The sequence below is a fragment of the Acinetobacter schindleri CIP 107287 genome (assembly GCF_000368625.1).
Classification (GTDB): Bacteria; Pseudomonadota; Gammaproteobacteria; order Pseudomonadales; family Moraxellaceae; genus Acinetobacter; species Acinetobacter schindleri.
The window spans coordinates 1,046,801-1,065,534 of record NZ_KB849576.1; the positions used below are offsets into that span (position 1 = coordinate 1,046,801).

An 18,734-nucleotide genomic window follows, 5' to 3' on the forward strand; every position below is an offset into this window, starting at 1 on the left:
TCGTAAGATGGCGTTTGCATTTCTACATAAGGAAAATGATCTGATGAATGAAATTGAAACTGCACTCTGTCAAATCAATAATTTTCAATTCATCCATGAGCACCTGTTTACTTCAGGCCAGCCAACAGCAGAACAGCTCAAGCTGATAAAGGAATACGGGATCTCGACCGTTATCAATGTAGCTTTGAGCGATGCAGAGCCTCACCTGGACCATGAAGATAAAATCTGTCTGGAGCTTGGACTCAACTATATCCAGCTGCCAATTTCCTGGGAAATGCCATCCGATGATCAATGCCTGCTAGTGCTGGACATGATTGATCATCTAGTCAAGCAACAAGCCGTTTGGGTACATTGCAACCAGAACTTCCATGTCAGCAGCCTGATGTATTTATATCGCCAATACTATATGGATATGGATCTACCGACGGCGCAAGCAAGTCTGCATCAGGTCTGGGAACCGAATGACACCTGGACGGGTCTATTGCATGCTGTTGCCTTACAGCTACAAGGCCGTAAAGCAACTGAAGAACTTAAACTGGCAATGATTAATCCTGATCACTTTGCATGAGCGATCAGGACCGTCGCCATAGACAGAATGCCTTCCTGACGCCCGGTAAAGCCCAGCTTTTCTGTTGTCGTTGCCTTAACGCTAATCTGGGTTACATCTACTTCTAGTACATCTGCAATGCTTTGACGCATTTCCAGATTATGCTTTGCCAGTTTTGGACGTTCACAGGCCACAGTAATATCTGCATTATTCAATACATAACCACGATCCAAGATTAGCTGATACACGTGCTTCAACAATACACGACTGTCAGCACCTTTAAAGTTAGGATCCGTATCTGGAAAATGCTGACCGATATCTCCCAGCGCCAATGCACCTAATAAAGCATCACATAATGCATGTAATACAACGTCACCATCCGAGTGTGCTTTGAGGCCATGGGTATGTGGAATTTTCACGCCTGCCAGTGTGACAAAATCACCTTCTTCGAATGCATGCACATCCAGCCCCTGACCAATTCGAATTTGTGCAACCACTGTTTTCATCCTTAGAAATAACCAATTGAAATCTTGTACACTTCGTTTCTATTTCGCTATAGTTAGACCAAGCGTAACACAGTGAAAGTATAAGCGATCATGCTGCTGAAAACTGATATAAAAATGATGAAACTTCTGGGTCTCATGCTGGGTTTGAGCACTTTGGCAACAAGTTCTACAGCATCCGCACATCCGCTAGAATGTTCAGATAGCTCACAAGCCAGTAAAGCAACTTCGACGCTGTGTTCCGTGCCTCTGGCTGAATTTAGAAAAAATCTGGCGAGCCAGTATCTCACGGCCTACCTGATTACTGATGCACCTTTAAGTATTATTCAGGATACGCATCAACTATGGCTAAACCGCTTACAACAGTGCAAAACACTAGGCTGTTATAAACAGCAGTTTGATGTGCGTTTAGATGATCTGAATATCTTTATTTCTTTGAATCAAAGCCTGACCCAGCATTATTTAAAATTTGAACAGGGCCAGATTGCCAAACAGCCGGTACACCTAAAAATCCATCAGCTCAGTAAAGACCGCATCAAGATCGAAGGTATTGCCTATCGCAGTCCTAAAAACCGTATAGATACTCAAACTATCCCTTTTTTAGCTTATACCACTCCTGAAGCTAAAACTGAAATCACTGATAACGAAAACGACTGTAAGTATGAATTCCACTATACCAAGGCCATTCTTTCGGTAAAAACCCAGCAGAAAGGCTGTGAACGCTTTAGCGGTGTCTATCGCCTATATGACTAAAACTCATTCAATTAAGAAAAGATCATCCGAGGATGATCTTTTTTGTTTTAGGCTACAGGATAGTTTTGAGCCACCTGCTGGCTGATCATTGCTGCTGTCGCAGCAGAGAGCGTCCAGCCTAAATGCCCATGTCCGGTATTATAAAATACTCGCTTGTGTTTTCCCTGACGCACGACTGGCATCATATCCGGCATCATTGGCCTTAATCCGGTCCAGGGAATCACATATTCAGTGGAAATATCAAAATTACGATGCGTCCAGTCAATTAAAGGCTGAATTCGGTCAGCACGAATGTCACGGTTATAACCATTAAACTCTGCTGTACCCGCAATACGCAGTCGGTCTTTACCCAATCGGGAAAGGACAATTTTAGCGCTTTCATCCAGCAAGCTGACCCACGGCGCATTTTGCTGACTTTGTTCATCGTTAAGCTGTACGGTAATTGAATATCCTTTCACCGGATAGACATTGACCCTGTCACCCAACAGATAAGAGAGTTGATAACTACCCACACCGGCACAGACCACGATGGCATCAGCTTTCAGTTCCAGTCGTTCTTGCGGATTGGTATTGGAATTTTCACTGCTCGGCATACAGGTGATCCGGGTATAGTCATCCTTCTGCTCTACTACCTGTACATTCTGACCAAACAGGAACAGTACACCTTTGTCTGCACAAGCCTTGGCCAGACCTGTAGTAAATTTATGAATATCCCCGGTAGCATCACTACGGCTAAAGAAGCCGGCATAATAATCACCGGTTAAAGTGGGTTCAATCTGTTTAATTTCTTCATTGGAAATCGCATTGCGTTCCAGCCCGCCACTGCAAAGCAGATCATTGACCTTCATCGCGACCTTATAATCCTGCTCGGTATGATAAAAATGCAGGATTCCCCTCTTTTCCAGATCAAACTCAATCTGTTCTGTTTCAGCAATTTCAAATAAACGTTTACGGGCCAATAACGCCATTTTTACTGTTTCCCGGGTATTGGTTTCGTAATGACGAATATTCCCCATAAATTCCATTAGCCAGCTGTATTTATGCATACTAAAAGACGGGTTGAGCAGTAATGGGGCAGTTTTTTGCGACATCCATTTCAGGCCTTTCAGTACCGTCGCTTTTTGGTTCCAGACTTCTGCATTACAGGCGGAAAGTTGCCCGCCATTGGCATACGAGGTTTCCATGGCAGGGTAAAGATGCTGGTCGACAACAGTGACCTGATAACCTAATAAAGCCAGTTCATAAGCTGTGGTTACGCCGGTAATTCCGGCGCCAATGACAATTACATGACGCATAGACATCTCCTTTTTTATTATGATGTCTGCCCCATCTGTCATTTTTACCTGAGAGCTTTGATTTCAGTATTGGAGATCAATACCTTAACCTTCCCCTTCGGTGAGTGATTCAACACTTCTCTCCAGAGTTTTGCATTATTACAGTCCTTCTGCCTGAGAGTTTCCGGGGTCGTTGCTCCTTCGGCGAATGCGGGTGCATTTCTCTCCTGCAATAATGTGCATATGTATTGTTTTGCAATTTATATACCATGCTATAGAGCTTAATAAAAAATTACTGTGCAAAGTTGTAAAGACACAGTAATTAGTAAAGCTACGTTATCCTCGCTTAGCTATAAAATCAAATCTAAATGAAGGTGCAGATATTTGATTAGATTTTTGAAACAGGATTATAGGTTAATTAAAAATTTTAATTTGCTTAGGCTATTTTGAGTGAAAAATTTCTCTATTGGATTCTTTTAACTAGATGATAAAAGTTAAGAATAATGGCAAGGTTAATCCTGCAACCAGGGTTTGCACACTAATAACTTTCGCCATAAGTTCACTGTCTCCACCCAGAACTTTGGTCAATACATACGAAGCAGAAGCTGTGGGTAATGCGAAAAACAGTACCAGCACTTGAGTGGTCAGCGTGGAAATTCCCATTATCTTGCATACCCCCAAGCCAAGCAATGGCATGCAAATCATACGCCCAGTTGTGTTCCAGACGATGCGCCATAAATCCAGATTAATTTGCCCAAACTTTAATGCTGCCCCGACACACATCAAACCTAAAGGCAAACTGCATGCTGCCATCTGTTTCAATAACTGGTTCATACCCTGCCATATTCCCAATCCGGACAGATTATAAAGCCCACCTACCAGACAGCCTAAAATCAGTGGATTTTTCGCGAGGGATATGAAAATTTTTCCAAACTGCATATCGGCCGGTTTAGTAAATGCCAGCACAGAAACGGTATTTACCACTGGAATAAAGAATACCATAATGACGGCAAATACTGTCATCCCTGCCTGCCCAAATAAGGTGCTGACCGCAGCAATGCCAATATAGGTATTAAAGCGCAGTATGCTTTGTATATAGACCCCAAATCGGGCAAAGTTAATCCGGTATATCGCTTTTAGACTGTACAGCACTGCACAAACCAGTACAGTAATGATTGAAATAACCAGCACCACATCCTGGATAATATCTATATGAATCTGAGCAGTAGCCAGATTCAGGAATAGCATGATTGGAAATAGTACATAATAGTTTAGCTTTTCTGCCCCCCGCCAAAATCCGTCTTCTAACCATTTCCTTTGTTTTAATGTATAACCCAGGGTAATTAGGGCAATCAGTGGAAACAGGACGCTGAAGATAGTATGAAGCATTGAGCCACTCGTAACATGCAATTTTGTGGCAATCGAACCCAACTGCCTGTCAATGATTAAGGATACAACAACCGAAGAGTTTTAGGAGAAAAAGTAGTGGAAAAATCAACGGATAATAAGTAAGAGAAAGTCTCTTATGCATTTTAATGAATAATAAACCAATTAAGTCCAGCTTTCTTCTTTTGCAATATTTAATACCTCAACTTTTAAACCTTCTAACTCATTAAAAATTTTTGAATCATTTTTTGGATGAGTTTTCAAATTTCGTTTTTAATCAACCTAAACTTCTTAAAAGCATAGGAAAAATAAGTTTCTCTCCACCTAAATCATCTATTGCCTTTGCAAATATAAAAAAAGCCAGACCGAAGTCTGACTTTTTGGATTCACTTCAGATCAGAAGCGAATTATTTTGGTTCAATTGGTGCAAACGGCGCAACCACATCGGCATTTTGTGCACGATGGCGCATAAAGTGATCCATCAATACAATCGCCAGCATTGCTTCAGCAATTGGCGTCGCACGCACACCCACACAAGGATCATGACGGCCTTTGGTCAACACGTCAGTATCTTCACGATTGATGGTGATGGTTTTACCCGGCGTGGTGATTGAAGCGGTTGGTTTTAGTGCAATCGATACGCGAATGTCCTGACCGCTAGAAATCCCACCCAAAATACCGCCGGCATGATTTGCCAGGAAACCATCCGTTGTTAATTCATCACGCGTTTCGTGACCAAACTGTTCAGCTACGCCAAAACCATCACCAATCTCAACACCTTTAACGGCATTAATCGACATCATCGCATGCGCGATGTCAGCATCCAGACGATCGAATACTGGCTCACCCCAACCCACTGGAACTTTGGAAGCAATAATTTCCAGTTTTGCACCACAACTTGTACCTTGTTCACGCAACGACGTGACCAGTGCCTCAAAACGTGGAACGGCATCAATATCACCACAGAAGAACGGATTATTTGGAACTTCATTCCAGTCCAGTTTCTCGGCTTTTTCAGTGCCAATCTGGGTGACATGACCGCGAATTTCAATACCGAACTTCTCAAACAGGAATTTCTTGGCAATCGCACCCGCTGCCACACGCATTGCAGTTTCACGTGCACTTGAACGGCCACCGCCACGATAATCACGGAAACCATACTTCTGGGTATAGGTATAGTCTGCATGACCCGGGCGGAAAGTCTGCGCGATATTGCCATAGTCTTTTGATTTCTGGTCGGTATTGCGGATTAAAAGACCGATTGAAGTGCCGGTGGTTTTACCCTCAAACACACCGGAAATAATTTCCACTTCATCCGGCTCTTTACGCTGCGTTGCAAATTTCGATGTACCCGGCTTGCGGCGGTCCAGATCCTTTTGCAAGTCTGCTTCAGACAGCTCAATTCCTGGTGGAACCCCATCAACGATCGCCATCAGGCCAACACCATGAGATTCACCACAAGTCGTTACACGGAAGAGTTGCCCTATACTATTACCTGCCATGTGAACGACTCCTTATGCATTAACAGATTGAATAAATAAATCGCGGTATTGACGGCATTGGGCTGCAGTCAATGCGAAGATACCTGAACCACCACGCTGGAACTGCAACCAGTGGAAATCAACTTTATTGAAGTTTTGCTTCATTGCCCATTCAGAGTTGCCGACTTCAATTACAATCAGACCATCTTCAGTCAGGTAATCAGCCGCTTGAGCCAGCATTTTACGTACTAGATCCAGACCATCCTGACCTGCAGCCAAAGCCATTTCAGGTTCGTGGTGGAATTCGTCTGGTAGATCTGCCATGTCTTCTGCATCCACATACGGTGGATTCGACACGATTAGATCATACTGATTTTCAGCAGGAATTTTTGCGAACAGGTCCGATTCAAGCAATGCCACTTGATACTGCTTGTTATGGTGTTCACAGTTGATCTGCGCTACTTCTAAAGCCTCTTTAGACAGATCGGTTGCATCCACTTCAGAATCTGGAAAAGCGTATGCCAATGCAATCGCAATACAGCCTGAACCGGTGCACATGTCCAGAATACGTTGTGGTGTTTTTGGATTCGGATTTTCTGGCAGGTTATTTACCGCTGCACCCATTTCACCATTTTCGCCCAGGCAATATGGTGCAAAACGGTTTTCAATCAGCTCAACGATTGGTGAACGTGGAATCAGTACACGCTCATCTACATAGAATGGCTTACCAAAGAAATAAGCCAGATTTAATAGATAAGATGTCGGCATTCTTTCATTGATACGACGTCCTAACAGATTCAAAAACTCTTCTTTTTCGCTTGGAAGCAGTTTTGAATCCAGAATTTCTGGATCAGCATTCCAGTCCAGAGAAAGGGTTTGTAAAACCAGTGCTGAACTTTCAGCAAAATAATCTTCTGTGCCTTGGCCCAAGTGCGCATCGTATTGACGTAATGCTGTAACACCAAAACGGATAAAATCACGAATGGTGGTTAGATTTTCAGCGGCTTCCTGCAAATGTTCAGGGCTAATAGTCGGTCGATCCACTTAAGGCGTCTCCAGAGGTCATATTTTAAAACGCCTTATGATACCTTGTTTCGCCTGCTTTTATAATGCTAAAACCATGAAAAATACGAAAACAGCACGACTCCACTCTGGCTGAATCCGGTTTTAGAAGCCTGTTATTTGATGATGAGAATGGTCAACAATAGATCGCTTTAATCCGGATTTGAATGCTTTAAAGTATGAGAGATAAATCGAACGTTTTATGAAGTAGGTGATAAATAATACTGACTCACCTATTCAGCGCTTCTGTCCAGTTTTAATAAATCTCAAATTCTCGCCATAATTTAAAAAGTATAACAAACTTACATGTCCGTTATGCTTTTGAGTACCGATCAGATCCTCAGCGTTTTCCGACAAAAGAACGTGATTGATAATAATTGGACTGCTCAATTACCATGGCCAGGGCACATTGTCCTTGCTGGATTTTGGTGTAGTTTCCAGCACGGATACGACCACATTGCTTGTCCAGTCTGGATTCAAACAAAGCATAATGGTTTTTTACTACAGCAGCATTATTTGCGTTTAATTTAAGATAATTTTTATAGCTTTTTTTCAAGATTTTAGTCTGCCCTTTTAATTCCTTGGCAATACATTTTTCAGTCTTGGTACGGTCACCATAGGTGAACTTCATACACTGTGAATATTCCCTTGAATAATCCTGAGCTGCTTGTGTATATACAGCTGTACCTGCCAGAATAGCAGTTAATAACCATGCAAAACGCATACATTCCCCTTTGCCAAATTGGCATGATGCTTACAATCGCACTCATCAATTTTGTTTTAAGTTATATTCCGATACTACCTGAGTCCAGTGAAAATTCCTATTCCTTTATAAGCATCGATTTTATGCAAATGAGCAATTGAAACTCTCAGAATTGTCTCCATTATATAGCGAAGATATACAAGTAAACGAGTTGAATGTTATGAGCTACAAGCATAACAACCTGATGGCCATGCGCCTGAATTATTGGGATGATGTACAGTCTCATAACGTGCAGCAGGAAAAGGCATTTTTGCAAGACATGTTAATTCAGCAAGGTGTTTTTCAGCAGGCAACGCTAGAAGATGCACGCTACCTGTTTTTTAGTTTGCCCAGTATCGTGATTGTTAAAGGTTATGCTCTGGGCTTTCAGCATGAGTCCGTGATTACATTGATTCAACAGCACATTCAAACAAATATCCAACAGTTGCAACAAAGAACTGAATTAAAAATTCAATTTCAGATGCCATAATGCCTTGGCTAATATAAATACAGGTCATCGAGCCTGATCATGTTTAGCGTAAATTCAATCTGTTAAAACTTTTTTAATACGTGAAGACAGGTTAATATCCGCTACAATGATTTATTCTGCTATATGCTGGGAAAGGATTTATTCTACATGTCAGATCAGAACGATAAGCTCAAACAACTGAAAACCTCATCCATGGATCGACGCTTATCGATCGCCAAGGCATCCCTACTTGCAGGCACCCGCTGGGCAGCATCAAATGCCACTTCAATGTTCTCGAGTGAAGAAGAGAAAGAGAAAAAACGCAAAAAAGCCATGAAAGAACAGGCAGATTATCTGGTTGCAGAAATCGGCAAGCTAAAAGGTTCTATCGTCAAGATTGGCCAGATGATGGCGCTCTATGGTGAACATTTTCTACCTGAAGAAATCACTCAGGCATTAAATACATTAAATAATAAGACTGTAGCCTTGGCCTGGCCTGCGATTAAAGCGCAGTTACAAGCGCAGCTTGGTTCAAAACTTGATGATTTAACCATTGATCATGAACCTTTAGGAACAGCCTCACTGGCTCAGGTACATCGCGCCAAACGCAAATCTGACGGGCTGGAACTGGTACTGAAAATCCAGTATCCAGGCGTTGCAGAAGCGATTGACTCAGATATGAGCCTGTTTAAAAACATGCTCAAATTGACCCGTATGGTGCCGCAAACCCGTGAATTTGATCAGTGGTTTGATGAAGTTCGTGAAATGATGCATCGTGAAGTGGACTACAAAATTGAAGCTGCGACAACCCGCCGTTTCCGTCAACGTCTGCAAAATGATCCACGTTATATCGTACCGACCATTATTGAAGATTACTCGACCGATCGCGTGCTCTGTATGACCTATGAGCGTGGTGTACCAATCAATAGTCCGGTCATGCTGTCTCTGCCACAGGAACGTCGTAATAAACTCGGTGAAGCTTCCCTAGAAATCGCAGTACGCGAGATTTTCGAATGGGGCGAAATGCAGACTGACCCGAACTTCGGGAATTATCTGGTACGTTTGGGCAATGGTGACGATGCACAGGATAAAATTGTCCTGCTCGACTTCGGTGCAATCCGTCAGTTTGACCAGCATCTGCTCAATGTGGCACGTAATCTGATTCAAGCGGGTTATCATCATGATTCAGATATGATGGTCAAAGCCATGACTGGTTATGAATTCTTTGACTCGATTCCGCAAAGTATCAAACCGGATATGGCCAAGGTTTTCTTGCTGGCCACTGAAGCATTTAGCTCGCCAATGAACAATAAAGACCTGCCAGCTGGCGTAATGGATGCTCAGGATCGCTATGACTGGAAAAAGAGTCAGTTGCATAGTCGTGTCATGCAACAAGCCTCTAAATCAATGGCATCACGTTATTTCAGCGTCCCACCGAAAGAGTTTATGTTCATCAGCCGTAAATTTATCGGGGCTTATACCTTTATGACCGTGATTGATGCCAAAACTAATGTGCGTGCCATGATCAAGAAACATCTCTAAAGAGAATCAAATGATATTTTAAGTTGACCCGGTTGATTTCTGTCATCCGGGTCAATTTCTTGCATTCTAATATTTTTAAATAATATAATTTTATTAATAATTTCATAAACTTGTTAGTAAACTTAATAAAATAAATTTACTTCATTATTGTCAATCAATCATGTCATTCCTGACATGGTTTTTTATCAGGCAACCTGTCAGCATAATTCTGAAAATACCTAAAACATTTATAACAGGATAATGATAATGAGCAATATGGTAAATAAGGCCCAAGGAGTTGGCTTATCCATACTGACTAAAATTGCAGGCAGTGAGCTACTGGATCAGTTTAAGCTACGAAAATTCGTTGAAAAGTCCCTGTATCAAAGCTCTAAGGCAAGTTTTAAAACCCTAAGCCAGACACAAAAGCTGCTGAAATCAGGACAAAAAATTAAAAAACAGCGCCTGCCAAATCAGAATAAATCCCTGTTTGATCTTAGCCTGACTGAAGAGCAGCAGATGACCGTAGATGCAATGGAGCAGTTCTCAGCCGAAGTGCTTTATCCGCTTGCTCACGATGCAGATCATGCTGAAACCTTTCCAGAGGTTCTATGGCAACATGGTACCGACTTAGGACTTAACTTGTATGCCTTGCCTGAGTCCTTAGGTGGTGTAGCGACTGAAAAGAATATTGTGAGCAATGTGCTGATTGCCGAACATCTGGCTAAAGGAGACTTTAGCCTGACTGCTGGCCTGCTCTCAACCTTTAGTGTGATCAATGCTCTAACTCAATGGGGCTCAGAACAGATTCAATCCGACTATCTGGCTTCTTTCGCAAATGATACAGGTATTCGAGCCACATTTGCCACGCAGGAAAATATACCGGCTTTCAATCCTTTTAGGCTTACAACCCAAGCAACGCCACACCAAGATCATTATCTGATTCAGGGTGAAAAAACACTGGTCTTACTCGCAGCCACTGCAGACATCTATCTGGTCAGTGCCATGCTCAATGGTCAGCCGGATGTATTTGTGGTGCAACGTGATCCGAGCATCAGTATTCAAAAGTCAGCTGCGATGGGTCTAAAAGCAAATGAAACTACCACACTGCATTTCGACAATACACCAGCACAACGTCTCGGTGATGAAGATTTTGATTACACCGCCTTTATCGATCTGGGTAATCTGATGTGGTGTGCCATGGCTGTCGGTACCTGCGAGGCTGTCAGGAAATACTGTATTCAATATGCCAATGAACGTACAGCGTTTGGTGAACCCATTTCCCATCGTCAAGGGGTTGCTTTCATGATTGCCGATATGGCAATTGAAACAGATGCTATGCGTATGCTGGTGCTGAACGCTGCCAGTCTTGCAGAAGCAGGTAAGCCTTTCCATCGTGAGGCATATTTGACCCGTATTCTCTGCGCAGAAAAATCAATGAAGATTGGCACAGATGGCGTGCAAATCCTGGGTGGACATGGTTATACCCGTGAACATCCTGTGGAACGCTGGTATCGTGACTTACGCGCGACTGCTGTCATTCAAAGTGGGCTGCATGCCTGATCATTGACATGAATATGGAATAATTATAATGAATCTGCAAAATCCAAAAAAATTTAAATTACTGATTGATCAGGCCCATGAAGTTGCGCTGAATGTATTACGTCCAATTTCCCGTAAATATGACAAGGCTGAACATGCCTATCCTAAAGAGCTGGATATGCTGGCTTCTGTTGTAGATGGCATGAATGCTGGTAGCGAAGGTATGAATGCTGGTGCCGCAGTCAATAAACGTTGTGATACGGATACGTCTAATAAAAATGGCGTCAACATGTCAACTGCACTGAGTATTATTGAGATGTGTTATGGCGATACAGGTCTGCTCCTGTCCATGCCACGCCAAGGTCTGGGTAACTCGGCAATTGCAGCGGTGGCAAATGAGGAACAATTGACACGTTTTGAAGGCACTTGGGCAGCAATGGCGATTACCGAGCCAGGTTGTGGTTCAGACTCTGCTGCAATCCGTACTACGGCAACCAAAGATGGTGATGACTATATCCTGAATGGCGAAAAAATCTTTGTCACCTCAGGTGAACGTGCAGATTCTGTAGTGGTGTGGGCAACTTTGGATAAAAGCCTGGGGCGTGCTGCAATCAAATCCTTTGTGGTACTCAAAGGTACGCCTGGGATGAAAGTCGAGCGTCTGGAACATAAACTTGGTATCAAAGCTTCGGATACCGCCGCAATCAGCTTTGTAGACTGTCGTGTGCCTGCGGCAAATCTGTTGGGTAATGCCGATATTGATGTTGCCAAAGGTTTTGCTGGCGTAATGGAAACCTTTGATAATACCCGCCCACTGGTTGCTGCAATGGCAATTGGCTGTTCCAAAGCATCTCTAGAACGAATCAAAGAGATATTCAAAGACCAGCTAGATACGGATTACGGTACACCCTATTTACAGACCTCTCATATTGCAGCGCAGATTTACCGGATGGAAGCAGAATGGGAAGCAGCTAGACTGCTGATGCTCAAAGCAGCCTGGATGGCAGACAATCGCAAACCCAACTCTCGCGAAGCTTCAATTGCCAAAGCCAAGGCTGGTCGTATTTCTAATGAAATCACTTTAAAGTGCGTCGAGTTGGCATCTTCTGCAGGTTATAGCGAGACTGAGCTACTCGAAAAATGGGCTCGTGACTCAAAAATCCTCGATATCTTTGAAGGTACCCAGCAAATCCAACAGCTGATTATTGCTCGTCGTGAGCTGGGGAAATCATCTAGTGAGCTGAAGTAGGTTGCAGAATCTCGAACATGCTGACTCGTTGATGGATTTATAAGCTATAAAGATGGATTTTTTACAGTTTTAGGACTATAAAATTTCCATCTTTTTTTATGTTTCATGATTTATGTATTCTATTCGACCGATCCAGCCTAAGGATAATCCCCAAATTGCCAAAATTATTCGTGAAGTTTCTATTGAATTTGGTCTTGCTGCTGAATCCGGTTTTGCAGTAGGTGATTCTATTCTGGACAGCTTATATCAGGTTTATCAACAACCAAACGCTGCTTACTGGGTTATTGTCAATGAAGATGATCAAGTTTATGGTGGTGGTGGCATTGCTTCCTTACAAGATGATAATAGCATTCTAGAAATCCAGAAAATGTATTTCCTCCCAGCCATTCGTCAACATGGGTTTGCCAAGCAGATTTTAAATCTGGCTTTTGATTTCGCACAGCAACAGAAATTTCATAAGATTTATTTGGAAACGACAAAATCCCTTTGGCAAGCTGTCAAACTCTATGAAAAACTGGGCTTTGAACATCTGGCATATCCTGAAGGAAATACGGGGCATAGTGAAGCGTGTGAAATCTGGATGCTGAAAACTATATAAAATATGCCTCAAGTAAAGATCAAGCCAAAAAGCTGCAAAAATTATTGTAGCTCAGGTTTAAAAGGCTAATCAGCTTGACGCTGAACAGTTCATTTTTTAGTATCAAATTAATTTTATAATGCGGATATTTAATTTTGACCTACTTTAAGTCCTTTCCCTTAAAACGTCTTTTATCTCATTTTTTTACACCCTCGCATTTCAAACAACTCATCCTCCTAGGCAGTGCAATTACTTTAACTGCATGTTCTTCTTTAGGTGGAGGTTCCATAGAAAAACGCTCAGCTAAACTTTCCAAAGGGATACAAAATGCATATTCTATCTCTCCAGAAACAGCAAATCGCGTATCGCCACTGATTATTAAAAGTGCCGAACAGCACAATTTAGATCCACTCTTAGTCGCAGCAGTAATCCGACAAGAATCTACCTATCGTCCGTATGTCAGCTCATCCGCTGGTGCTGTAGGTTTAATGCAAATTATTCCACGTTCTTGGCAAAGTAGTTGTGGAGCTGATTTATTCCATGAAGCCACCAATGTCCAATGTGGCTCCTATATATTAGCGCGTTATCAACAATCTGCAGGCGACTTAAAAAAGGGACTAGGATATTATAATGTCGGTCCATCTGGTTTTGAAAATAATCGCAAGATGCGTAAGCAAGGTAAAAAATACGCTAAACAGGTACTTAATCATAAAAAAACGTTAAAAAATTCAATTTAGTTTTTCTAATAGATGTAATTAAGCATAATTATAGATTATGCTTAATTATTCATCTAAACCATGATTTTCCACTTTTATAATATTATTTGACCCACGTCACTATTAAATTTTTATATACCATTTAAATCACATTTTGATTCAAATATATCAAAACCTATATTGTTTATTAATACAACATTTAAAATTCTTGGTTATATTTTTTTTATATTATTTACAATTTACAATATTAATACATAATGAATCAGTTTATACATACAATTAGTTATTCAAATATGATGTTAATATTTAAAATTAATAAGAATTAAGTCACATAAAATCATTTTTAAATTAATTTTAAATAATACTATATTTCAATTAATAGTTTTCATATAAGCTAATTTCTAAATATTTTCAATTTATTCTAACTTGTATTCTTGGTTCTTTTATATAAACATTCTTGCGATAATTTTTTTATCTTCATTATTTAAAATTTTCCAGGGGATAGTATGGCCAAGCTTACTTTAGATGCACTTACAGATATTGATGGTTTCGTTGCAGCAGCACTCGTAGACAGCGAAAGTGGTCTTGCATTAGCAACTCTTGGCAATAATACAATTGATCTTGAGCTCGCAGCTGCAGGCAACACAGAAGTTGTACGTGCTAAACGTCGTGTAGCAGCGAGCCTGAATCTGAATGATTCTATCGAAGACATTCTAATCACTTTAGGCAAACAATATCACTTGCTACGCCCACTTGATTCAAATGAAAATTTATTCCTTTATCTGGTTCTTGACCGTAGTCGTTCAAACCTCGCTATGGCACGTCATGAATTGAAACACTTTGAAAAAGGTTTAGATTTTGCTTAATTAAGCTATTTGAGGGTTACTTTTTCCGGTAACCCTTAAATTGAGCACATCCTCATGAAAGATACTCTCTATATTTCCATTTTTGGACTCAGCCTATCTTTAATAAATGTATTTAAAAGTACAATGGTTGATGTTTTAAGTGAAAAATATAATCTGGTATGGACCAATCTTACTGACCAGAAACTACAGCTTTTATTAGTAAATGCTGATTTTGTCGATTTACCCCATATTCAAAAAATTAAAAATAATAATCTTACACTTCTACAAGTTGAGAAAAACCCTGCATTGTCATCTCAGGTGATTGAAAATACCTTGTTCTTACCCTTTGAGCACCCCCATGCTTTAATTGAATGGTTACAACGTGAGTTTTTATCAGGCACTCAATCGCCTCATTCAATTGAACAATCCATATTAATAGTACCCTCTTGTAGCGCCAAAATAGCATATCAGTCATTTAAATTAATACTAGATGAGCTATTTCAGCCATCAGGTCATAGCAAATACATAATCAAAAATAGTGATAAACATGTAGCTCTTATCGATCTGGAACAACATTGCTTCTATCCAGCAATCGACTGGTATCCGCAACCTGATTCAGAATTCAGCATTGAACCTGCCGATCTAAATAGTATTGTGCAATTTCGCACTCAAGTGCGCCCAGAAGATCTTAACCAAGGGATCTGGAATTTTGTATGGCATCATCTGCAATTTGCTGAACTTGAATATCCAGACTATTACCGCTTAGCTAAATGGCCACAAATTAAAGATTTCGACCAGCGCAAAGATCTATTCAAATTAGCTGCCCTTTTCAGTGAAGGTGCATCAGTTGCCTATGCACAACAACAGTTGAAATTAGGTGAAAAATATATTCATCAATTTCTATGTGCTTCACAACTAGCCAATATGCTTGAACCGATCTCATCAGATCAAGCCAAATTCACACAGCATGCAACCACCGCTGTTCAAAAGGAAGCTAATAAAATGATGGGTTTCTTTAGCAAATTACGTAAGAAGCTCGGTATCTAGGAGTAATTTAGTTTGATCTTGCACCAATTTAAATTGGTATTTGCCGGTAGCATGGGTGCTGGCAAGACTACAGCCATTCGCACCATTTCTAATATTGATGTATTAAGTACCGAAGCAATTAATACCGACCTTGAAGCACACCAAAAATCACTAACAACAGTCGGTATCGATTATGGTGAACTAGTCCTGGAAGATGGGGTCAAAGTCGGCTTATATGGCACACCAGGTCAGCAACGCTTTAATTTTATCTGGAACGTGATTACACAAGGTGCTATTGGAGTAATATTACTGATTGATGACAGTATTGACGAGCCACTAGAAGAGCTAGAATTTTATCTCAATTACTTCAAAGATAAAGTTAAAAACGTTGTGATTGGCATTACGCATATTGATAAGAAAGCTAAAAATAATGCTGCTCTCTATCATGGCTGGGCTGAAAAGCAAGACAGTACTTATCCAATGTTCTTTATTGATGCCCGTGAAAAAAATGATGTTTTAATGCTGGTTGATGCCTTGATCGCTACAGCTGAAGTCCAACTTACTGTCTGAAGAAAATTCCATGTCCTTAAATGATCTTGCAAAACGTACTGCTCCCCAAGAATTAACTGAATTTGCAGCCAAGCAGATTCAAGAACTCTTATTCAATGTACAAGGTATAGAACTTACCATGCTGTGCTCTTCAGATGGATTTGAATTAGCCTCATTTGAAAAAATTAAAACTAACGGTAAAGGAAAACTTGCTGCCGTAAGTAGTTCCATTGTAGCTATGGTCCAAGCATTTATGCAGGAATTACAACTGGAAGGCTGTCAAAGCATTACACTGGATGCTAATAATGGTAAAGCGATCCTAACTGCAATTCCGCATCCCAAGTTTCCTATGCTGATCCTAGCCATGACCACTAATGATGTACTTTTAGGTCAACTGTTATATTGCACGAAAAAAATTGCTCAGGATATTTCTAACTTTTAAATCTGATTCCATATGAATATTACAAGCTTGAGCCAGGCTTGTAATATTACATAATCAAGATTCATAATAACTACTCATAATTCCAGTCGAGATTCCTACGAGAAAAGCATATTTAAATATATGGTCGACTATAGCTGAACTAATTAAAAGTAAGACAAATAAAATGGCAGAGCCCAAACTAGCCATCACGGGAGCAGCTGTTACTTCTGCCTGATTTATAGGATGTTACTTAATCACAATTTTAATTTAAATAATCCTGAATAAAGAACCAGTAATTTAATGATCTAAGTTTCTATATAAACGTACAGCATATAACTAAAAATAATATTTATATGTAAATCTTTCATCCTTTATGAAATATACACCGTAGATATCAATACCCTTCATATAAGGCATTTGAGTCCATCTAGCTACAAGTCTATCTACCGATAGCTCGCAAAACGTTTTATTATCACCAGGGTGGTAGGTAAAACAAAGTTATTTGCCTTCTACCCGCCCCCTATGCACTGTTGAGCGAAATATTTAATAGCAATGCAGCACAACACTTAGTATCAGCTAAAAACTACTAAAATCGATTACAGGGAATCCATCCTAGAAGATAGCAATCACTATAAATGTATATAGTATGCAGATTTTCTGCTATGGGTTTAGATTAAAAATCAATATTTAGATACTTTCTTAAATCCTTCCCATAAAAAAACACCCCCTTTCTATTGAAGGGGGTGTTTAGAATAATGAGCTGGCGATGACTTACTCTCACATGGGAAACCCCACACTACCATCAGCGCTAAGAGGTTTCACTTCTGAGTTCGGGAAGGGATCAGGTGGTTCACTCTTGCTATGGTCGCCAGCACAACTGTTTATGGATACTTGCTTAGTCTTACGTTTATGCTAAGTGTTTTTCCAAATGAGTTATTAACAGATAATATCTGAGTTGCTGTAGTTTGTTCTTTAGCGTTCACTAAATCAAGTTTTTGTTTGATCATTAGATCAATATGAAATCAATTGAGCGTTATACAACAACTGTTTGGGTGTTGTATAGTCAAGCCTCACGAGCAATTAGTATTGGTCAGCTTCACATATCGCTATGCTTCCACATCCAACCTATCAACGTCGTAGTCTTCAACGGCTCTTTAGGAGACATAAAGTCACAGGGAAATCTTATCTTGAGGTAGGCTTCCCGCTTAGATGCTTTCAGCGGTTATCCCTTCCGAACATAGCTACCCGGCGATGCGACTGGCGTCACAACCGGTACACCAGAGGTTCGTCCACTCTGGTCCTCTCGTACTAGGAGCAGATCCTCTCAAATTTCCAGCGCCCACGGTAGATAGGGACCGAACTGTCTCACGACGTTCTAAACCCAGCTCGCGTACCTCTTTAAATGGCGAACAGCCATACCCTTGGGACCTGCTTCAGCCCCAGGATGAGATGAGCCGACATCGAGGTGCCAAACACCGCCGTCGATATGAACTCTTGGGCGGTATCAGCCTGTTATCCCCAGAGTACCTTTTATCCGTTGAGCGATGGCCCTTCCATACAGAACCACCGGATCACTAAGACCTACTTTCGTACCTGCTCGACTTGTGGGTCTCGCAGTTAAGCGCGCTTTTGCCTTTATACTCTACGCGTGATTTCCGACCACGCTGAGCGCACCTTCGTACTCCTCCGTTACTCTTTAGGAGGAGACCGCCCCAGTCAAACTACCCACCAGACATGGTCCTCGTCCCGGATAACGGGACAGAGTTAGAACCTCAATATTACCAGGGTGGTATTTCAAGGACGGCTCCATCGCAACTAGCGTCGCCACTTCAAAGCCTCCCACCTATCCTACACAAGTAAGATCAAAGTTCAATGTCAAGCTGCAGTAAAGGTTCACGGGGTCTTTCCGTCTAGCCGCGGGTACACCGCATCTTCACGGCGATTTCGATTTCACTGAGCCTCTGCTGGAGACAGCGCCCCCATCATTATGCCATTCGTGCAGGTCGGAACTTACCCGACAAGGAATTTCGCTACCTTAGGACCGTTATAGTTACGGCCGCCGTTTACTGGG

General features: G+C 41.2%; 18 protein-coding genes, 2 rRNA genes and 1 riboswitch. Of the genes, 12 read left to right on the plus strand and 8 right to left on the minus strand.

Features of this window, described 5'->3' with window-relative positions:
• Positions 1–43 precede the first annotated feature (43 nt).
• Positions 44–568, plus strand: coding sequence for a protein tyrosine phosphatase family protein (locus F955_RS12420; protein WP_004809577.1), 525 nt, complete (start codon positions 44–46; stop codon positions 566–568).
• Here the strand turns inward: F955_RS12420 and ispF are convergent.
• On the minus strand, positions 556–1,044 hold the full coding sequence (gene ispF, locus F955_RS12425; protein WP_004895085.1) for a 2-C-methyl-D-erythritol 2,4-cyclodiphosphate synthase: 489 nt from the start codon (positions 1,042–1,044) through the stop codon (positions 556–558). The two genes, F955_RS12420 and ispF, sit on opposite strands and share 13 nt — an antisense overlap.
• A 99-nt stretch (positions 1,045–1,143) precedes the next feature.
• On the opposite strand from ispF, the gene F955_RS12430 reads away from it, so the two are divergent.
• The gene (locus F955_RS12430; RefSeq protein WP_004895087.1) at positions 1,144–1,803 is read left to right on the plus strand and encodes an A1S_1983 family putative colistin resistance protein; all 660 of its coding nucleotides are present in this window, start codon (positions 1,144–1,146) and stop codon (positions 1,801–1,803) included.
• Positions 1,804–1,850: 47 nt separating this feature from the next.
• Here the strand turns inward: F955_RS12430 and F955_RS12435 are convergent, their stop codons facing one another.
• The 5 genes from F955_RS12435 to F955_RS12455 form a co-directional block, all read right to left on the minus strand.
• A complete protein-coding gene (locus F955_RS12435) occupies positions 1,851–3,098 on the minus strand; it encodes a D-amino acid dehydrogenase (protein WP_004895088.1) in 1,248 nt (415 codons plus the stop codon).
• A gap of 131 nt (positions 3,099–3,229) precedes the next feature.
• Positions 3,230–3,317, minus strand: a riboswitch (glycine riboswitch).
• Between the two features lie 240 nt (positions 3,318–3,557).
• A complete protein-coding gene (locus F955_RS12440) occupies positions 3,558–4,466 on the minus strand; it encodes an AEC family transporter (protein ID WP_004809584.1) in 909 nt (302 codons plus the stop codon).
• 404 nt (positions 4,467–4,870) lie between these two features.
• Positions 4,871–5,965 carry a chorismate synthase gene (aroC, locus tag F955_RS12445; protein WP_004895090.1) on the minus strand — a complete coding sequence of 365 codons (1,095 nt, stop codon included), beginning with the start codon at positions 5,963–5,965 and terminating at the stop codon, positions 4,871–4,873.
• A gap of 12 nt (positions 5,966–5,977) precedes the next feature.
• Positions 5,978–6,988, minus strand: a complete 1,011-nt coding sequence (prmB, locus tag F955_RS12450) for a 50S ribosomal protein L3 N(5)-glutamine methyltransferase (protein WP_004809587.1) — start codon at positions 6,986–6,988, stop codon at positions 5,978–5,980.
• 358 nt (positions 6,989–7,346) lie between these two features.
• The gene (locus tag F955_RS12455; protein WP_004895092.1) at positions 7,347–7,730 is read right to left on the minus strand and encodes a hypothetical protein; all 384 of its coding nucleotides are present in this window, start codon (positions 7,728–7,730) and stop codon (positions 7,347–7,349) included.
• Between the two features lie 199 nt (positions 7,731–7,929).
• Between F955_RS12455 and F955_RS12460 the strand changes: the two genes are divergently transcribed.
• From F955_RS12460 to F955_RS12505, 10 genes are all read left to right on the plus strand, one after another.
• Positions 7,930–8,238: a hypothetical protein gene (locus F955_RS12460; protein ID WP_004809591.1), complete on the plus strand. Its 309-nt coding sequence runs from the start codon at positions 7,930–7,932 to the stop codon at positions 8,236–8,238.
• A 147-nt stretch (positions 8,239–8,385) separates the two neighbouring features.
• The gene (locus F955_RS12465; protein ID WP_004809593.1) at positions 8,386–9,759 is read left to right on the plus strand and encodes an ABC1 kinase family protein; all 1,374 of its coding nucleotides are present in this window, start codon (positions 8,386–8,388) and stop codon (positions 9,757–9,759) included.
• A gap of 246 nt (positions 9,760–10,005) precedes the next feature.
• Complete coding sequence (locus F955_RS12470) at positions 10,006–11,301, plus strand: acyl-CoA dehydrogenase family protein (protein WP_004895095.1); 1,296 nt, start codon at positions 10,006–10,008, stop codon at positions 11,299–11,301.
• Between the two features lie 28 nt (positions 11,302–11,329).
• Positions 11,330–12,529, plus strand: coding sequence for an acyl-CoA dehydrogenase family protein (locus F955_RS12475; protein ID WP_004895096.1), 1,200 nt, complete (start codon positions 11,330–11,332; stop codon positions 12,527–12,529).
• Positions 12,530–12,641: 112 nt separating this feature from the next.
• Positions 12,642–13,127: a GNAT family N-acetyltransferase gene (locus F955_RS12480; protein ID WP_004895099.1), complete on the plus strand. Its 486-nt coding sequence runs from the start codon at positions 12,642–12,644 to the stop codon at positions 13,125–13,127.
• 134 nt (positions 13,128–13,261) lie between these two features.
• Positions 13,262–13,843, plus strand: a complete 582-nt coding sequence (locus tag F955_RS12485; protein ID WP_004895101.1) for a lytic transglycosylase domain-containing protein — start codon at positions 13,262–13,264, stop codon at positions 13,841–13,843.
• Between the two features lie 485 nt (positions 13,844–14,328).
• Complete coding sequence (locus tag F955_RS12490; RefSeq protein ID WP_004895102.1) at positions 14,329–14,688, plus strand: hypothetical protein; 360 nt, start codon at positions 14,329–14,331, stop codon at positions 14,686–14,688.
• Positions 14,689–14,742: 54 nt separating this feature from the next.
• Positions 14,743–15,714, plus strand: a complete 972-nt coding sequence (locus F955_RS12495) for a hypothetical protein (RefSeq protein ID WP_004895105.1) — start codon at positions 14,743–14,745, stop codon at positions 15,712–15,714.
• Between the two features lie 12 nt (positions 15,715–15,726).
• Complete coding sequence (locus F955_RS12500) at positions 15,727–16,263, plus strand: GTP-binding protein (protein WP_004895107.1); 537 nt, start codon at positions 15,727–15,729, stop codon at positions 16,261–16,263.
• Positions 16,264–16,273: 10 nt separating this feature from the next.
• Positions 16,274–16,684 carry a roadblock/LC7 domain-containing protein gene (locus F955_RS12505; protein ID WP_004895109.1) on the plus strand — a complete coding sequence of 137 codons (411 nt, stop codon included), beginning with the start codon at positions 16,274–16,276 and terminating at the stop codon, positions 16,682–16,684.
• A gap of 737 nt (positions 16,685–17,421) precedes the next feature.
• On the opposite strand, the gene rrf is transcribed toward F955_RS12505, so the two are convergent.
• A 5S ribosomal RNA gene (gene rrf / locus F955_RS12510) occupies positions 17,422–17,536 on the minus strand.
• A 186-nt stretch (positions 17,537–17,722) separates the two neighbouring features.
• A 23S ribosomal RNA gene (locus F955_RS12515) occupies positions 17,723–18,734 on the minus strand; the annotation flags it as partial.

Bases quoted from the DNA above. Each gene is read 5' to 3' on its own strand.
- F955_RS12420 (WP_004809577.1), top strand. From the start codon at position 44: ATGAATGAAATTGAAACTGCACTCTGTCAAATCAATAATTTTCAATTC.
- F955_RS12430 (WP_004895087.1), top strand. From the start codon at position 1,144: ATGCTGCTGAAAACTGATATAAAAATGATGAAACTTCTGGGTCTCATG.
- F955_RS12435 (WP_004895088.1), bottom strand. From the start codon at position 3,098: ATGCGTCATGTAATTGTCATTGGCGCCGGAATTACCGGCGTAACCACA.
- F955_RS12440 (WP_004809584.1), bottom strand. From the start codon at position 4,466: ATGCTTCATACTATCTTCAGCGTCCTGTTTCCACTGATTGCCCTAATT.
- aroC (WP_004895090.1), bottom strand. From the start codon at position 5,965: ATGGCAGGTAATAGTATAGGGCAACTCTTCCGTGTAACGACTTGTGGT.
- F955_RS12455 (WP_004895092.1), bottom strand. From the start codon at position 7,730: ATGCGTTTTGCATGGTTATTAACTGCTATTCTGGCAGGTACAGCTGTA.
- F955_RS12460 (WP_004809591.1), top strand. From the start codon at position 7,930: ATGAGCTACAAGCATAACAACCTGATGGCCATGCGCCTGAATTATTGG.
- F955_RS12465 (WP_004809593.1), top strand. From the start codon at position 8,386: ATGTCAGATCAGAACGATAAGCTCAAACAACTGAAAACCTCATCCATG.
- F955_RS12470 (WP_004895095.1), top strand. From the start codon at position 10,006: ATGAGCAATATGGTAAATAAGGCCCAAGGAGTTGGCTTATCCATACTG.
- F955_RS12475 (WP_004895096.1), top strand. From the start codon at position 11,330: ATGAATCTGCAAAATCCAAAAAAATTTAAATTACTGATTGATCAGGCC.
- F955_RS12480 (WP_004895099.1), top strand. From the start codon at position 12,642: ATGTATTCTATTCGACCGATCCAGCCTAAGGATAATCCCCAAATTGCC.
- F955_RS12490 (WP_004895102.1), top strand. From the start codon at position 14,329: ATGGCCAAGCTTACTTTAGATGCACTTACAGATATTGATGGTTTCGTT.
- F955_RS12495 (WP_004895105.1), top strand. From the start codon at position 14,743: ATGAAAGATACTCTCTATATTTCCATTTTTGGACTCAGCCTATCTTTA.
- F955_RS12505 (WP_004895109.1), top strand. From the start codon at position 16,274: ATGTCCTTAAATGATCTTGCAAAACGTACTGCTCCCCAAGAATTAACT.